12 protein-coding genes are annotated in these 16,217 nt (G+C 52.7%); 9 read left to right on the forward strand and 3 right to left on the reverse strand.

From position 1 onward, the window contains the following. Positions 1–14: 14 nt before the first annotated feature. Genes GN111_RS03520 through GN111_RS03535 form a run of 4 tightly spaced genes read left to right on the forward strand, consistent with a single transcriptional unit; the run spans position 15 to position 4,781 of the window. On the forward strand, positions 15–2,642 hold the full coding sequence (locus GN111_RS03520) for a DUF2169 family type VI secretion system accessory protein (RefSeq protein ID WP_155302422.1): 2,628 nt from the start codon (positions 15–17) through the stop codon (positions 2,640–2,642). Next, on the forward strand, positions 2,632–3,681 hold the full coding sequence (locus GN111_RS03525) for a pentapeptide repeat-containing protein (RefSeq protein WP_170302111.1): 1,050 nt from the start codon (positions 2,632–2,634) through the stop codon (positions 3,679–3,681). Before GN111_RS03520 ends, GN111_RS03525 begins: the two co-directional genes overlap by 11 nt. 32 nt (positions 3,682–3,713) lie before the next feature. Next, complete coding sequence (locus GN111_RS03530) at positions 3,714–4,367, forward strand: DUF3540 domain-containing protein (RefSeq protein WP_155302424.1); 654 nt, start codon at positions 3,714–3,716, stop codon at positions 4,365–4,367. Between the two features lie 12 nt (positions 4,368–4,379). Next, the gene (locus GN111_RS03535; protein ID WP_155302425.1) at positions 4,380–4,781 is read left to right on the forward strand and encodes a DUF4150 domain-containing protein; all 402 of its coding nucleotides are present in this window, start codon (positions 4,380–4,382) and stop codon (positions 4,779–4,781) included. Between the two features lie 282 nt (positions 4,782–5,063). Here the strand turns inward: GN111_RS03535 and GN111_RS03540 are convergent, their stop codons facing one another. The 3 genes from GN111_RS03540 to GN111_RS03550 form a co-directional block, all read right to left on the reverse strand. Next, positions 5,064–6,047 (reverse strand): FHA domain-containing protein, encoded by a 984-nt coding sequence (locus GN111_RS03540; RefSeq protein ID WP_155302426.1) that lies wholly within the window; start codon positions 6,045–6,047, stop codon positions 5,064–5,066. Between the two features lie 123 nt (positions 6,048–6,170). After that, the gene (locus GN111_RS03545) at positions 6,171–7,826 is read right to left on the reverse strand and encodes a tetratricopeptide repeat protein (RefSeq protein WP_155302427.1); all 1,656 of its coding nucleotides are present in this window, start codon (positions 7,824–7,826) and stop codon (positions 6,171–6,173) included. A gap of 7 nt (positions 7,827–7,833) precedes the next feature. Next, complete coding sequence (locus tag GN111_RS03550) at positions 7,834–8,676, reverse strand: polysaccharide deacetylase family protein (protein ID WP_170302112.1); 843 nt, start codon at positions 8,674–8,676, stop codon at positions 7,834–7,836. 721 nt (positions 8,677–9,397) lie between these two features. Between GN111_RS03550 and GN111_RS03555 the strand changes: the two genes are divergently transcribed. The 5 genes from GN111_RS03555 to GN111_RS03575 all read left to right on the forward strand — a co-directional run bounded on the left by GN111_RS03555 (position 9,398) and on the right by GN111_RS03575 (position 16,046). Then, complete coding sequence (locus GN111_RS03555) at positions 9,398–10,273, forward strand: hypothetical protein (RefSeq protein WP_155302429.1); 876 nt, start codon at positions 9,398–9,400, stop codon at positions 10,271–10,273. A gap of 45 nt (positions 10,274–10,318) precedes the next feature. Next, positions 10,319–11,956 (forward strand): serine/threonine protein kinase, encoded by a 1,638-nt coding sequence (locus GN111_RS03560; RefSeq protein ID WP_170302113.1) that lies wholly within the window; start codon positions 10,319–10,321, stop codon positions 11,954–11,956. Positions 11,957–12,058: 102 nt separating this feature from the next. After that, positions 12,059–12,787 (forward strand): Stp1/IreP family PP2C-type Ser/Thr phosphatase, encoded by a 729-nt coding sequence (locus GN111_RS03565; protein ID WP_155302431.1) that lies wholly within the window; start codon positions 12,059–12,061, stop codon positions 12,785–12,787. A gap of 4 nt (positions 12,788–12,791) precedes the next feature. After that, positions 12,792–13,991, forward strand: a complete 1,200-nt coding sequence (locus GN111_RS03570) for a serine/threonine protein kinase (RefSeq protein ID WP_155302432.1) — start codon at positions 12,792–12,794, stop codon at positions 13,989–13,991. Between the two features lie 81 nt (positions 13,992–14,072). After that, complete coding sequence (locus GN111_RS03575) at positions 14,073–16,046, forward strand: TlpA disulfide reductase family protein (RefSeq protein WP_155302433.1); 1,974 nt, start codon at positions 14,073–14,075, stop codon at positions 16,044–16,046. Positions 16,047–16,217 lie beyond the last annotated feature (171 nt).

The raw sequence follows: 16,217 nt of genomic DNA on the forward strand, positions 1-16,217 counted from the left end.
GTACTGAAAACACAATGAAAACCATCAAGCCTCAGAAATTGGGGCTTCTCACTCGTTGCTTCGAGTACAATCAGCGCTTCTATTTCGCAGTCTCCGTTCTCATGTACGTGCCGCTTGGAGGAGAAGCGGATTTGCTGTCCGAAGCGAGCATGTGGGAGATGGTTCCAGACGAGATCGGCAAGGAAGGGATTCTGGAAGCCGCCATACCCAAGGCCCGGGCTGAATTTCTGGCCGCCGGCTTCGCTTTCCCACCGGGTGTTCAACCCAGTTTGGCCTGCACGGTGAGAATTGCCTTTGCCGGCCGTGAGAAATCTCTGAATGTTTTCGGTGACCGCTTCTGGGAGATGGGGCAGAGTTCCGAGCCGCAACCGTTTAAAAAAATGGCACTGAGCTGGCAGCGGGCTTACGGAGGTGAAGGTTTTTCCAAAAATCCCCTGGGAAGGGGGTTTAAACCTGTAAAAGGAGCTCAAGGAACAGTCCATCTGCTTCCCAATCTACAATACCCTGGAGAAACGACATACGATCCGGATATTCCCATTACGCCGGCCTGTTTCGGTCCCCTTGACATTTCCTGGCCTCAGCGGTTTTCAAAAGCAGGTACCTACAACAAAGCGTGGCTGAAGGAAGATTTCCCGGCTTTTGCCCGCGATATCGACTGGACTATTTTCAATATTGCGCCGGAGGATCAATGGTTCGAGGGTCATCTTAACGGCGATGAAGCCTATTGCTTCGAAAATCTTCATCCGGAAAAATCTCGCATCGAAGGGCGACTCCCCGGTTTCAAAGCCCGCTGCTATATTACACGAAAAGCCGAATCCGGAGACGTTTTCGAGGAATTGCCGACTCGGTTTTCGACGGCCTGGTTTTTTCCCCACCGGGAGCGGGCTGTGTTGATCTACCAGGGACTCTGCGAAACCATAGATGAAGATGGCTCCGATATCGTCCACGTGATGATCGGTGCCGAACGAATGGGTGAACCCAGGCCTCAAGAGCACTACCTCGATGTGCTGGCAAAGCGGCTCGACAAGGAAAAAGGCATGTTCTATGCCCTCAAAGATAGTCTGCTGGTCCCCGAGGGGCTGCCAAAAAGCGGTCATGCCGCCCCTGTCGATGAGAATCCGATCCGGGAAAAGATGCGCAAACGCATGGAACGGCAAATTGCCGAAGCAAGAGCAGTAGCCGAAAGCTACGGCCTGGATCCGGATGTGCATGCACCCAAAACCCTTCCTCCCGAAGAACCTGCTCCGGATCTGGAGCATCTTCCCGAGTTTATGGCTAAATTGGAAGCCGAAGCCCAAAAGCAGAAAAAAGAGGCTGAAATAAGTCTGGAAGGGGTCGAAAGACGGACCAAGGACTTGTTGGCGTCCTTGGATATGGATTTTGAGGAAATTCGTAAGGAATACAAGGAGAAGCCAAAGGGACCACCTGCATTCAGCGCCCAGGAAAAAATTGATTTCATGGAGCAACTGGCTGAAAAGATGCATAAACAGGACCTCGATCCCGAAGAGATCGAGGGCTATCTCAAGGACGAAGATTTCCGGCAGCGTCTTTTTGACGGTGAACTTCAGATCAAAGAATTCTACCGGATGTCTGCCCACCATCAAGACCCGGTAACCGCCTTGGACAAAGAAGCGGGAGAACGCATCCGACAGATGGCAATTGAAGCGCATGCCAAGGGGGAAAGTCTGGCTGGAAAAGATTTAACCGGCGTCGATCTGTCCGGTCTCGATTTACGCGGCGCCGATTTTCAAAAATGCTTTATGGAGAGTTCCAATCTCGAAAAGGCAAACCTGCAAAATGCAAACCTGAGCCAGGCCGTACTGGCTCATGCCAATTTGACCGATGCGCATTTGACCGGCGCCAACCTTTCCGGGGCCAATCTGGGCGGAGCATGCTGTGTAAGGCTCAACGCGGAAAATTCCGATTGTCGCGACACGATCCTGGTTAAGTCCAATCTTACCGGGGCCTCTTTCGCGAATGCCGATTTCAACGGATGCAATTGTTCAGGAGCCATTTACGAAGATACCAACTTTTCGGGTGTTCGTGCGGCTCAATTAAAATTTCTGGAATGCGACTTGCGGGGCCTGATTTTTTCAGGTGCACACCTCCACAAGTGCGTTTTTCTCAACGTCGAACTAAGTGGTGTGGATTTTTCGGGTGCATTTCTCCAAGCCAGTGTCTTTTTGGATGTAATCGGAAAGCAATGCCGCTTTGCGGGGGCCGACATGACCAATGTTCGCTTTGTCGGTCAATCCGTTTTCGATGGCAGCATTTTTTCCAATGCCCGGTTGGACGATGCAAATTTGCGGGGCATCTCGTTGCAGGACAGCGACTTCAATCATGCACAGATCAACCGTGCCGACTTCAGTGAGTGCAACCTCCGCAATGCCAACTTGTATCGTGCCGTCGGCCATGAAGCCAGTTTCGTAAAAACCGACTTGAACGATGCAAGCATGATTTCACTGAATATGATGAAAGGCTCGTTGCAGCGAGCCGATATTCGGGGAGCCGATTTGCGCGGGAGCAATTTATACCAGGTTGACATGGCCCGCGTGTATGCCAATCAATACACACAATTGGGCGATACCTTCACCAAAAAAATTCGTATCTATCCAAGACGGGTGGCTCCCAATGAAGCGTGACGAAATCGAAAAGCTTGTTGACCAAGGGGAGGCGGTCAGCAAAATTGAGCTGGTCAAAGAAGACCTGTCGGGTGCCAACCTTGCCGGTGGCATCTTCGAGGATGTCAATTTTGAAGGCGCCCTTCTTCAGGAAACCCGCTTCATGAATTCGATATTCGTGAAATGTAATTTTGGCAACGCCGATATGCAAGCGGTTGATTTTCGAAAAGCCAGTCTCCATGAGTGTAATCTGACCCATGGCGATCTGTCCTCCGCAAAGCTTGAAAGTACAAAACTCAGTTTTTCGAAATTATCCGGCGCGAATTGCAGCGGTGCGGATCTGCACATGACCGTATTCGCCAATTGTGACCTTTCGGGTGCCCGGTTTCATGCAACGCGAATGCTTCGGACCGTTTTTTTGGACTCGGTACTGGCCGAAAACGATTTTTCAAAGGCCGATATCCAACGTACCGTTTTGCTCGGAGCGGACCTGACTGCAGCTAATCTTGATGATTGCCGTTTTAATACGGTGATATTCATCAAAGCAAATCTGGCGGGACTGGATCTGAGTGGCAAACAATTTTTGACCTGCCAGTTCACCGATGCCAATCTGTCCGACTGCAACCTGACCCGCGCCGACATTGTTCAGGGAAATTTCAAGGGGGCCAATCTGCAGGGAGCGAACATGGACCGCTGCATTGCCAACAACGCCCTGTTTGTTGAGGCCAATCTGAAACAGTCGATCGCTTCCGGTGGACGATTTTCTCAATCCATTCTGATCGGGGCCGATCTTACCGGCGCGGATTTTTCCGGTGCCGATATGCAACAATGCATCCTGAAAGACGCAAATTGCACCTCGACCCGTTTCGACCGCGCCAATTTGACGTATGCCGATTTCTCGAATGCAGACCTGACATCGGCTTCCCTTTCCAGATCGATACTGTTCCGGGCAAACCTGCATGGCGTCAACGACCGGGGCGCTTTGATCGATGACCGCAAGTCCGCGCTTGGCGCAGATAAGGACCTTTTGGCGGCCGAGAATTGGCAGCCTCCTTACTAAGAATACATCCATAGCATGCCGGAGGAGAACATATGACCGCTACAGTATCCGAATTGAAGCAGGAAGCCGAATATTTTCAAGGCATCGGAACAGCCCTGGATTGCGACGATAGCACTCTGATGGTCAGCACAGATCAGGGCGTGTTCTCAGCAAAGCGGGCTTTAAGCTGCCTTGTCGAACCCGAGGAGGGGGACCGCGTTCTTCTGGCCGGGACGATCGATAGTGATCTTTTTGTTATCGCAGTGCTTGAGCGTATGGGCGACAAGGCGATTGCGATTCCCCTGGACGGCGATTGTTCAATTAACGTATCACGAGGGAAATTGAATGTCGCTGCCGAAAAAGGACTCAACCTGGTCACCTCCAAAGAAATGAGGTTGGACGCCACGGATTTATCTTTGCGGGTTCATCAAAGTCGTGTATTCATTGACAAGCTTAGCTATTTTGGCAGCCGGATTTCTGCATATTCTGAAAAAATACGGCTGGTTGGTGTTTTGCTCGATTCGGTTGTCGAACGAGTTGCCCAACGTTTCAAACGAAGCTACCGTGTTGTTGATGAAATCGATCACGTGAGAAGCAACGAAATCGACTATCGCGCGGATAAGAATTTGAGTCTGCGTGGGCAGAATGCTCTCATCGATGCCGATGAACTGGTAAGACTTGAAGGTGAGCAAATTCATCTGGGATAGAAGGAGGAATGTATGTTTGCAAATACCCAAATGGGCGGAATGGACAACGGCTTTCCTGATGTTTGCCTGACGCCTGCACCTCCATCGCCATCACCAGTACCGGTACCCTATCCCAACATCGCCAACGGCAACATGGGCGTTCCTGCGGTATATAATGTATTGATGTCCTGCGCTCCGGCCCATAACATGGGTACCCAAATTCCAATGACCAACGGTGACAATGCCGGTGTCGCGATGGGAGTCGCCGCGGGCACGGTTATGGGACCGTCCAAGCACCTTACAGCATCTTTTACGGTTCTCATCGGTGGCAAACCGGGTACCAAGCTTACCAGTACAACACTGCAGAACAATACGAATTGCCCTGGAGCACGCTTAGCGCCGAGCCAAACAAAGGTACTCCTGCTGGCCCCCTGATTTCGTTGAAATCGTTTACCTGCCACCTTTCTGGGAAAAAATGCACTGTTGCCGAAGTGTTTCACCGGCAAAGAGGGCATATCGCGTCTTTCACCATTTGAACTGGATCTTTTATCCTTTAGACCACCATATATAGGTTTAGCCATTCAATAAAAAAACAATATGTGGTATGTTTCTCTTGGATTCCGTATGATTAAAGGGGCGGAGGTGGTGATACATTGGCTGTAATAAAAAGCCCCGGGGCATCAACCCCGGGGCTTTTCCGTGCGGTCCATTCGGGGACTATTTGAAAAAGTTTTTAAACAGCGATTTCGATTTTTTCTGGGGGACGGACGGAGCCTCGTCGATATCCGGGAGGTTGGCCTTGGCGTCGGTCTTCTCCAAGGCATCAGGTGCCATATCCGGTATTTCCGCCAGGCGCCCGCCACCAAGGAATTTGAATTTGGGGCCCCGGTCGGTCAACGCCAACTCCGCACCCTGGGCCAGCACCGACTGGTTGCCCACTGCCCGACCGTTGATGGTGACCATGTTTCTGCCGGTCAGGTCCTTGGCGTAATAATTGTTTTCGTTGAAAAAGATTTGCACGTGCCGTCCGGCGAGGGCGCTGTTGGCGATGGCAAAATCGCAATCTGCATCCATGCCGATGGTAACGGGCAACAGGTTGTAGGATTGCAGCGTCGGGCCGAATTGAATGACCAGCGGGGCGTTGGTGCTGATTACCGGAATCTCCATATCTGGCCCAACGGTGAGCCCCGGCTCCGAAGCTGGCGGTGGCGGCGATGCCACCGGCGGGGTCGGTGCGTCAGGTGCAGGCGTTGGCATCGGAGCGGGCGTTTGCGGTGGCGGCGGTGAAACCGGTGCCGGTGGTCTGGGAGCAGGTGAGGCGGGGGGCGCTACCGGTGCAGTTCGGTGCGTTGCCGTTGGCGCAACCGGGACCTGTCCGGTTTCAATTTTGGTCAGAAAGCTGGCCTTGGGACCCTTTTCGGAAAAGGTGATCACATCGCCGTCCCTGAGGTAGACATCGGCAATTCGTTTTCCATTGACATAGGTGCCGTTGGTACTGGCGTCAATGATGCGAAACCGGTTGCCCTGTTTTTCGATGCGGGCATGTTTCCTGGAGATGGTCGTCAATCCTTTCTCGAAACGGACCTGGCATGTGGAATGGCGACCGATGTGAACGGGAAACTCGGAAAAATCCTGAATCTGCCCCTTCAGGGGGCCTTGAATATGAACGAGTTGAATGGTGATGTTCGGCATCTGGGGCATGTTGTCCCGCCTGCATGTTTCTTGGTGTTACGGTTCGGCAGCCGCAATGCGGCCCGATGATATCCGCTGGACTATAGACGTGAAACGATAATGGTTGTCAAGCGCTTTTCATTCAAGGCGAATCTAGTCGCCCGAACTGCTTTTGATTCTCTCCAGCCGCTCGTTCAACAATTTCGCTTTTCTCAGATTTTGTTGAACGTCTTTGTAATCCGGATCGACGGCCACCACCTTTTCCCAAGAGTCGATGGCCTGACCCAACTCTTCCTGGCCGAAATAAACGATCCCCTGATTATAATTCAGTTCCTTGTACTCTTCCAGACTGCTTTCGATGTAGCTTGCACAATCGCTGCAATCCGACTTGATGGCAGCGGCCTCCTTAAAGGCATCCCTGGCAGCCAGATATTCCTGTTTGTCGTATAAAATCGTTGCTTTTTGATAGTACGTCTGGAAGAGAAGGTCAGTCGCTCCATCGTCGTCCGGATTCAATGCCCGCGCCTTTTGCAAGGTTTCGATAGCCTGGTCGTACTGATTGTTCCGCAAGAGTTCTTCCCCTTTTTCCCGCAGGGATTCCGAGTCCGTCGACTGGCACCGGGCCAATAATTCCGGGCATTGCGCGCAGTTTTCATCGTAGTCCAATGCCGTGGTAAAGGCGTTTTTGGCTTCATTTAACCGGTTGGCTGCAAGATGGGATTTGCCCAGTTCCAGATAAGACCGGGAAATATAGCTTCTGGCGGCCGGGTCACCCGGGTCGGCGCTCAATACTTTTTGAAACTCGACGATGGCATCTTCGTACTGTCCTTCTTCAAACAGGGACACGCCCGTTTCACGGTATCCGGCCACCTGGTCCACGGGTTCTTCCGTCTCCGGCCGGTATTCTCCGGAGGCCTCCGGTGCCTCGTCTCGCGGCTCAAGTTCGGCGGGTTCGGCAGCATAGGCCGGCGTCTCCTCATCAGCGGGAGCTTTCGGTGCCCCGGCCGTTTCAAGGTTCGGCACTTTCACTTTCTGCCCCACCTTGATACTGGTCGGATCGTCAATGCCATTGTAGTCGGCAATCACCCGAAACAGCTTGTAGTCCCCATAGTATTTCTTGGCGATTTTAGAGAGGCTTTCGCCGGGTTGGATTTCATGCAGGGTGTATTCGCCGGAGATTTTGGGAGTCGATTGCGAAGCTGTCGTCGAAGCAGTGCTGATTCGAATCAGGTCCTCTATGGACACCCCATCGATGACCGGAATACGTATCTTCTGACCCACGCGCACCCGGGTGACGTCGGTCATTTTGTTGAAATTGGCAATATGGTGATATTTTTTATAGTCGCCATAATATTTAAGCGCCAGCTTGGAAATGCTTTCTCCGGCTTTGATTTGATGGGTGATGTACTTCGTGCCCCCATCCGGCTGCCTTTGCTGGAGCATGGCCGCCGCCTTTTCGTGCTCCGGGCGATAATAAAGGGCTTTTAAAAACTCTTTTTTGGCCGACTCCCATTGGCCCTTGTCCCGGTAACGCAAACCGGCCTGGTAATGGTTTTCGGCCAGGTCGTCGAGCTGTTTTTCGAGACGCTGGATACCTTCGGTTACGACCGGTTCCTTGGGTGCTATGGTTTGTGCCAGTTTGAACTGCTCCAGGGCCTCCAACAGATTGCCCTGGGCTTCATAGGCTTGCGCCTGCTCGATATACGCGTTGGCTTGCTTGTCCATTTCCCGAGGGGCCTGGGAGGCCTGGCAACCCAGCAATACAAGAAGGATCACCCCCAGACCAGCACTTAGGTATTTGTGTTTCATGGCATACTCACTTTAGTGGGTAAGATTGAAAAGTTTTCAAACGGGAAACGAAACGCTTCATATCCCGCTTCAATACCTGGTCACGCCGGATCGTAAACGGGTCCGCGAAAAACGGATTGCCTCCCCGGTCTACGGTAACGGCGATTTTGAATCCGGCCTGGCGCGACAGGGATATCACGGTTTGATTGCGCCTGCCGAATGGGTACGAAAAAATCAGGGTGTCCTGATCGAGCTCGTGGTCGATAATCTCCTTGGAACGAAAGATTTCTTTCTTCAACCGGGCCAGATAGGCCTTGTCATCCTCAGTTTCCTTTTTCTTGGACAGATCGCTGTGGGCCACCGAATGCGATCCGATGTAAAAGCCCTCTTGCTTCAGTTCCCGAAGGTGATCCCAGGTCATGGCCTTGCTGGACACCCCGACGTAATCGATGTAAATGAACAACGTGGCCGCAAATCCGTATTTTTTGAGAATCGGATAGGCTATATTATATACGGAGCGATAGCCGTCGTCCACGGTTATCATGACTGCATTTTTCGGGATGGCCTTGCGGTAGTCCAGAAAATCCAGCAGTTCTTCGGGACCGATTACCCGGTAGCCGTTCTCCTTGAGATACTTCATCTGCCGATCAAAAACGTCGGCCGGCATACACAAGGGCGAATCACAGGAATTGGCAAAACGGTGATAGCAGAGTATCGGAACCGTCTGATAACCCTTTTCCGTGATCCCTCCGCGGTTGGCTATTTTCAGAGGGATGACGACGAAACGGCCGGGAAGAAAGGCGGTTTCGGGGTTGGTGTCCTCAATCATCCAGGCCAACCGGGCTTCTCCGAGATATCGTTGTGCCAACATTTCCGGATTTTCCCCGGGTTCAATCTTATGCAATATACGTTCCGGAGAACGGTATTCACCTGGAGGCGACACCGGGGCAATGATCGTCGGTCCTGCGCAACCCGACAGGAAAATGAAAATGATCCAGAAAAAAATGAGGCTGGATGTGGTACGTGAGCCGAACAGGTGCATGGTGATCGCTCCGCTATGAAGAAAGAGAATCCGCAAGAACCAGCGTTGCATCGGAGAAAAGGGCTCACGCTGTTCTATCTTTCAAGAAAATCCTTGTGTTATCTATCATAGCGTCTCGCTTAATTCAATAGTGACGGGTTTAAGGAAATGCCCTTATCTGCAGGCCTAATTGTACCGGTCTGGCGTTTTGTGGCAGATCTATGCATTTTTACGAATCCGTCAAAAAAGCGACTCCTTGCGGATCAATTAGCGATGGCAGGGTTATGTCTGTTAAAAGATCTGAAAAATTTCAAAAATATGGTATTTTTCAAAAGAACATTGACCGAAAAACGAACTAACCTTCTATCATCTTTGAACAGCTGGTTTCCCAAAAGGATAAGTTGCTTGACAATCTATTGGTATCATAATAATTTTAGGCATATTTGGTCGATTGATCGGTGCTCATGCACCGATTCGCCGGAACCTTTTTCGGGTCGGCTTTTCCGGAACCTGAAACGCTGAATCGTCTCCATACCGGCATTGAATCCGAGAGTTGAAGAAAGCTGGCACGATGCCTGAAGAAAAGCGAAGAAGAATTCGAAAAACCCGCTGGTTTGTATGGCTGCTTGCATGGTGGCTGCTGGCCGTTTTCTTTTATCTTTTCATCGCTGCCAAGGAAACCCGAATGGTCGAAGCAGTTACTGCCAACGGGGTTGCCATGGTTTCAAAAAGCGCCGACAAGGCCGGCTTGCCGCTTCTCGAACGAGACGTTCAGGCGTTGACGAAACTGGTACAGGAAACGTCCGGGCTCCAAGGGGTGGTCGATGTGTCGATCATCGATCACAAAAATAAGATCATCGCTTTTTCCAATCGAAGCCAACTGCCGTCGACATCATCGGATCAAGTAAATTTGAAAAATGGTGTCGGCTATTGGAACCAAACGCTGGACAGCGGTGATCGAGTGATCTGTTTTTCAGGCGATATCAATTATGCCGGCACGAAAATCGGTGAGGTTTTTCTGGTCATGGACGCCGGGGGCGGCACCGATCTGCGTACGATTTTTTTCTGGACGGCCTTTGGCGCGTTGATTGCAGTCCTTTTTGTACTGCTGCTTATCGACTTTCACGGGATCCGTTCGCTGAAGGCGGCGGCAAAAGAACGGATTCAGAGTTGGATCGGAAGGAATCGGATGTTGTCCGACCGTCGCGAACTGGTCTGCCCGGTGTGCGGCAGCCTGAAACCGTTGAATCGTTCGTTTCTGCTCGAAGTCAACCTGGACCGCTATCCGGTGCTTCGAACGGCGGAAATGGATAACGTCAATGCGACCCCGCTTTTTCGCGACAGCATCAATCTCCGGGAAATATCGCGTCGTGAAGATCTGGGCTGGCTTCGGCGCCAAATGATTCATCGATGTGCGGATATCATCAAAAAATTGTCCGGTGAATGATCGGCCTGCGATGCAGGCGGCAACCGGGCGATGAGGAGAAAAAATATGGCCGGGAGCGAAAAAGCGACAACGACCATGATGTGGATGAAGCAGCTGTCGACCACGACCATCAATTCCGTTTCCAGCAAGATGAAAGCGTTTATGTCCGGACCTCCGCTTAAACGTCATGTCGCCCTGGGCGTTGCCGTTTGGATCATCGTCAATCTGTTCACTTTCTTCGCCATGCAGAGCAAAATCGACACGGCCCAGAAAACGTTCTACAGCAAGGGTGTCGATCTGGCCCTCGGTCTGGCCGATAAAAGCGGGTCGCTGATCCTTTCCACTGACCTTTTGTCCTTGAACCTGGCCATCCGGGAGGTCATGGAGAATACCGAAATCCGTTTCGCCGCCGTTTTGGATCACCAGGAAAAGATTCTGGCCCATTCCAACCCGGCAAAAATCAACCGTCAAATGACGCCTGTAAAAGAAGAGACCCTTGTCGATACGGTCAACGGCGTCAGCATCGCCTCGGGAAAAATGGATGCTGAGACGCCGGTGGTGGTTTTTAAAAGCAAGGTGACTTTCTCGGGGGTTAAAATCGGAGGGGTTGTCGTCGGTTGGGGGGCTAAAACGCTTGCGTCGAAGGTTAAATCCTATCGTTTGTTTATCTTGCTGTTTTTGATTTCCAGTGCGGCACTCACCGCCGGCTTCCTCTTTATGCTGGAGCGAACGCTCAAGAAAAGAAAGGCCGCGAGGGAAAAGGCGATGGAGGGAATGACGCGCATCGGCCCTTACCTGCTGACCCGGAAGATCGCCCAGGGAGGCATGGCCGAACTTTTTCTGGCCGACTACCTCAGAGAGGACGGATTTCGCAAGACTGTAGCCGTCAAAAGGGTCCTTCCCCACCTGGCCGACAATCGCGACTTTATCGACATGTTCATCCGGGAGGCCCGCCTGGCCGCCCTGCTTCAGCACCCCAATGTGGTTCAGATTGCGGACTTCGGCAAGATCCAGAATGCTTACTTTATCGCCATGGAATACGTGGATGGGAAAAATCTTGCCGAAATCATGGGATACCTGAAAAAGGGTTTGCCGGTGGATATGGCGGTCTTCCTGATTTTACAAATCAGCAATGCCCTGCATTACTCCCACACCCGCAAGGACGATAAAACCGGGACCCCGCTGAATATCGTCCATCGGGACATCAGTCCTCAGAATATCCTGATTTCCCTCAACGGAGAGGTCAAGCTCAGCGACTTCGGGATATCCAAAGCCGCTTCCGAACCTTCGCTCACCCAGGCCGGCGTAATCAAAGGGAAACTGTCTTATCTTTCTCCGGAACAGGCCATGGGGCAGGACGTGAACCATCAGATCGATATCTATGCCCTGGGTCTGGTGTTCTATGAAATTCTTTCCGGTAGCCGACTTTACCGCTTTACCAACGATATCGAAGCCATTCGTACCATTCCGAAGATGACCGTTCCGCCGATTATCACCAAGCGACCGGACATCCCCCAGGGACTGAACGATATCGTCATGAAGAGCCTCGAAAAATCGACGGTCAAACGCTACCAGACTGCACAGGAACTGCACGACGATCTGCTGAAGCTGAAAAACCATCTGGGGATTACTTACGACACCTCGGATTTGGCATTGTTCATGCGGGCCAATTTTGAAGAGAAAGATACGGAAACCCCGGCTTGATTTCGTTTTTGAGCAGACCGGGGCGACGTTCTCTGAATCGATGGTTCGAGATTCCTGACAACCGATAGGATTGGAAAGGGTAAAACTCAGGTGCCACAGCACTTGCCGACGATCATCTACCAAGGTGCCACGGACGTGGGCAATGTCCGCAGCAACAACGAAGACGTTTTTTACATTTGCGAGGATTGCCATTACTGCCTAGTGGCCGACGGCATGGGAGGGGCCGCTGCCGGGGAGGTGGCCAGCCGCATCTTTGCGGAAACGGCCAAGGCCGTTTTTGCCGGCCATGACGGGTCATCCGAGGAAAACACCATCGCCCGGGTACAGACCACCTTCAAGCTGGCCAACGATAAAATCCTCAAACATGTCGAACGCAACCCCCAGAACAAGGGCATGGGATGCACGGCCGAACTGCTGGCATTTGTCAACGATACCTTTATCGTCGGACATGTAGGAGATTCGAGAACCTACCGGATGCGCAACAATGCCCTCAAGCAGTTGACCAAAGACCATTCACTTGTTCAGGAACAGTTGGATCAGGGCCTGATTACGCCTGAAGAGGCCCGGCACCACGCCATGCGCAACGTGATCCTGAGAGCCGTGGGCGTCAACGAAACCGTAGCGCTGGACATTCTAAAAGGAAAGCAACGGCAAGGAGACCTATTTTTGCTATGCAGCGACGGGCTCACCGACATGGTCATGGAATCGGACATTCTGTCGATTTTAAGCGGCGAAAGAGCCCTTGACGAAAAATCCGAGGCGCTGATCCGACTGGCCAAGCAGGCCGGTGGAAAAGATAACGTTACCGTGGCCTTGTCTGCAATCAACTGAGCCTATGAAATACGGACGCTACGAAGTTGTTAAAGAGCTGGGACGCGGTACAATGGGGGTCGTCTATCAGGCCCATGATCCGCAAATCGACCGAATGGTTGCGCTTAAAGTTCTGCGGCCGGATCGCGTCGTCAGCCAGGATTTTGTTCTCCGGTTTCTCAGGGAAGCCAAGGCCATCGGGCGGATATCCCACCCCAATATCGTTACCGTTTATGACGTGGGCCAGGATCATGGAACGATCTACATCGCCATGGAATTTCTCGAAGGCCGGCCACTGAACGAAGCGATCAAGGGCCGGACGCTGCCGCCGGACGAAGCGGTGCAGATGTGCTCCGAGGTGGCCGAAGCATTAGGGTATGCCCACAGCAAAGGGATTACCCATCGGGACATCAAGCCGTCCAATATTATTCTCACCCCGGACCACCGCACAAAACTGACCGATTTCGGTATTGCGCGTATTGAAGATCCTGATGCAGCCCAGCAAACCCAGGCAGGCGATATCCTGGGAACGCCTGTTTACATGGCTCCCGAACAGGTCATGGGCCAGAAGGCCGACGGAAGGACGGACCTTTACGCACTGGGGGTGATACTGTACGAGATGGTGGTTGGAAAACGCCCCTTCGGAGGTGGGAATATCGCTGCCATTTTCCGTTCCATTACCCATGAACCACCGGAAGATCCGATGAAAGCGGGAACCTTCCACCATCGGGAACTGGCCGACCTGATTTTAAAAAGTCTTTCGAAAGATCCCAACCAACGTTTCCAGACCGGCCAGAAGATGGCAGCAGCCTTAAAGGCCTGCCTGGATGCTGGAGCCCATCCTTTCCCGGAATCGACGGTGTCCGCCGAAAAGCCGGTTCGTTCCAAAAAAGCGGGTATAGTTATCGCCGTTTTGTGCGTCTGCCTGGCTGCCGGTATCATCGGTTACAAAACGATGCAAAATCCCGGTGAAGATGCCAGCGCGACTGCCGGTGCCGAATTGCCGGCAGCATCATCCCTGCTGGACGTCGCCAGCACACCGAGCGGCGCCCAGGTGTTTGTGGATTCGGCGTTCAAGGGAACCACCCCGGTGAATATCCCCTTACATCCGGGAAGTTACGAAATTCGATTGAACCTGCCGGGTTACTATGAATGGGAAGCCCAGCTTCAGATCGGAGAAGATCAGCCCGCACCCCTGGATGTGCGACTGGTTTCCATTGATTGATTTACAATATCTTTGCCGAATGCTGCCAGGTTGCACAATCCTCTTTCCGATTCGGTGCTACCCTTTTCAGGAGGAACTGCCATGAAGGTTGACCGCTTTTTCGCCGGATTGTTGATCGCCGTCATCATTGCCGTGGGATTTGTTTCGACAAACGCCCAGGGCGCCCTGAAAACGGGCAGCGCGGTTCCGGTGTTCACTCTGAAGGACGTCAACGGCAAGGCTTACCCGCTGTCCGACACCCAAACCAAGCCCATGACGATCCTCTATTTTTTCGATCCCGATTCCCGTCCCAGCATCGAAGGGCTTTTGAGCCTGGACCAATTGGTCAAAAAATACCGGGATGCCGATCTTACCGTCTGGGCCATCACCCGTTCTTCCCCACAGAAGGTCGATGCGTTCAACCAGAAAACCCATACCCTGTTTCCGGTTCTGCTGGATTCCGCCGGTGTCAGTGCCATGTACGATGCCCAGCGGGTTCTTCCCACGGTCTGTATCATCGGTCCTGAATTGAAGATGCTCGATTATTTCCAGGGGGGCGGAAAAACCACTCAAGTCATGCTGGTTCGACTCGCTGAACGAAATCTGCAACGCAAGCGGCCCGCCGTCGCCCGGGCCATTACCGAAACTGTAGAAAAACAGGATCCTGGTAATACACGGGCCCGCGCCGTTAAAGGGTATGCCGCCATGCAGGAAGGCAAGCTGGACGAAGCGGAACAGACATTTTACAATCTCAGTAAAGAAAAGGGCAAAGACGCTGTCTTGGGCAAGGAGGGGTTGGCCCAGGTCTACGAAGAGAAAGGACAGACCGCCAAATCCATCAAACTGGCAGAAGAGGTGGCCGCCCAGGCCAAGGATCGCCCACTGGCGCATGTAATCAAAGGGGATCAACTGTATCGCCAGAACAAGAAAAAGGCTGCTGAGTCCGAGTACCGGCAGGGCACCCAAAAACAGGGCGGTGCACCATTTCAACGCGCCGTTGCCTACAACCAATTGGGACGCCTATACGCCCAGCGCGGCGATCTGGCGAAATCCCGCGAATTATACGACCAGGCGGTAAGCATCGACCCATATTATATCGAAGCCACTTCCAACAAAGGCCTGACTTATGAACAGGAGGGGCGCTGGGACAAAGCCCTGGAAGCCTATCGCCAGGCCGAGGCCATCGACAAGAGAGATCCCTTCGTTCGTGCCCTGTCCGAAAATGCCCTGCGCATGTTGATGATCCAAAAAGACGAGATGAAACAACGCGAGTTGGCGGTGGCGATCAAAAAGGTGGTCGAGCGCTATCGGCAAAACCGTTTTACGGAGGAGCCGGTTGACGACCCCTGGACCTCCCGACCGACGCGGGTGGTTTTTTTTGACATTTCCGAATCCGGGGGGCTTTCCCAGCGGGCCGGTTTCGCCGGTCTGCTCAAAGCCTACCTGGAAAGACAATTGGGAGGCTCCGGCAGGATTCTGGTGGTCGACAACCTGATCGTCAAGGGGGCGATCGACGAACTGGAACTCGACCGGGATGCTCTTGCCGACAATGAAATTCTCACCCGACTCAGCCAGGCCCTGCAGGCCTCGTTGATCGTCAAAGGGTCAATCTTTCAGATGCCCTCGGGCCCCTTGTGCAATTTGAAGATTCTTTCCGCCCAAGACGGCAGCGCCGTCGAAGGGATCGATTATCAATTCAACGCCGGCATCCATGTGCAACAGGACCTGAACCAAATCAACCGCAGCCTGCTCGTTCGAATCATGGAGAAATATCCCCTGCAGGCCTTTGTCGTGCAGGTCACCGGCAATCAGGTTTTGTTGAATCTGGGCGCCCTTCAGGGCGTGGTGGAGGGTACGGTTTTCGATGTCGTCGAAGAGAAGGCGCCGATCACCTACAAGGGCAAGACCTTCGTTCCCGAACCCGCCATGGTTGCCAAGGTGCATGTGGTTCGTGCCGAATCCGATTTCAGCTACGGCCACATCAAAGATCAACGCAGACCCATCAAGGCCGACGATAAGCTTCGCGAAGATCTGAATTCTCTGCTGCCAGCCGCTGCAGGCACCCGGGTCTGGTAGACGCTGAACCATTCGGGATAGGCAAACCGTCAATTTATTGGCTGAGGCGAACGCTGCCCATTACATTCACTTCCTTTGATTTGCAGGAATCCGCGGTCCGGCCGGTATTTTCATTTCCTTCGCTCGATCTGCATCCATGGCAGGCTATTTGCAGTGTTCTTCAATAGCTGA

The organism is Desulfosarcina widdelii, assembly GCF_009688965.1.
In the GTDB taxonomy this organism is placed as follows: Bacteria; Desulfobacterota; Desulfobacteria; order Desulfobacterales; family Desulfosarcinaceae; genus Desulfosarcina; species Desulfosarcina widdelii.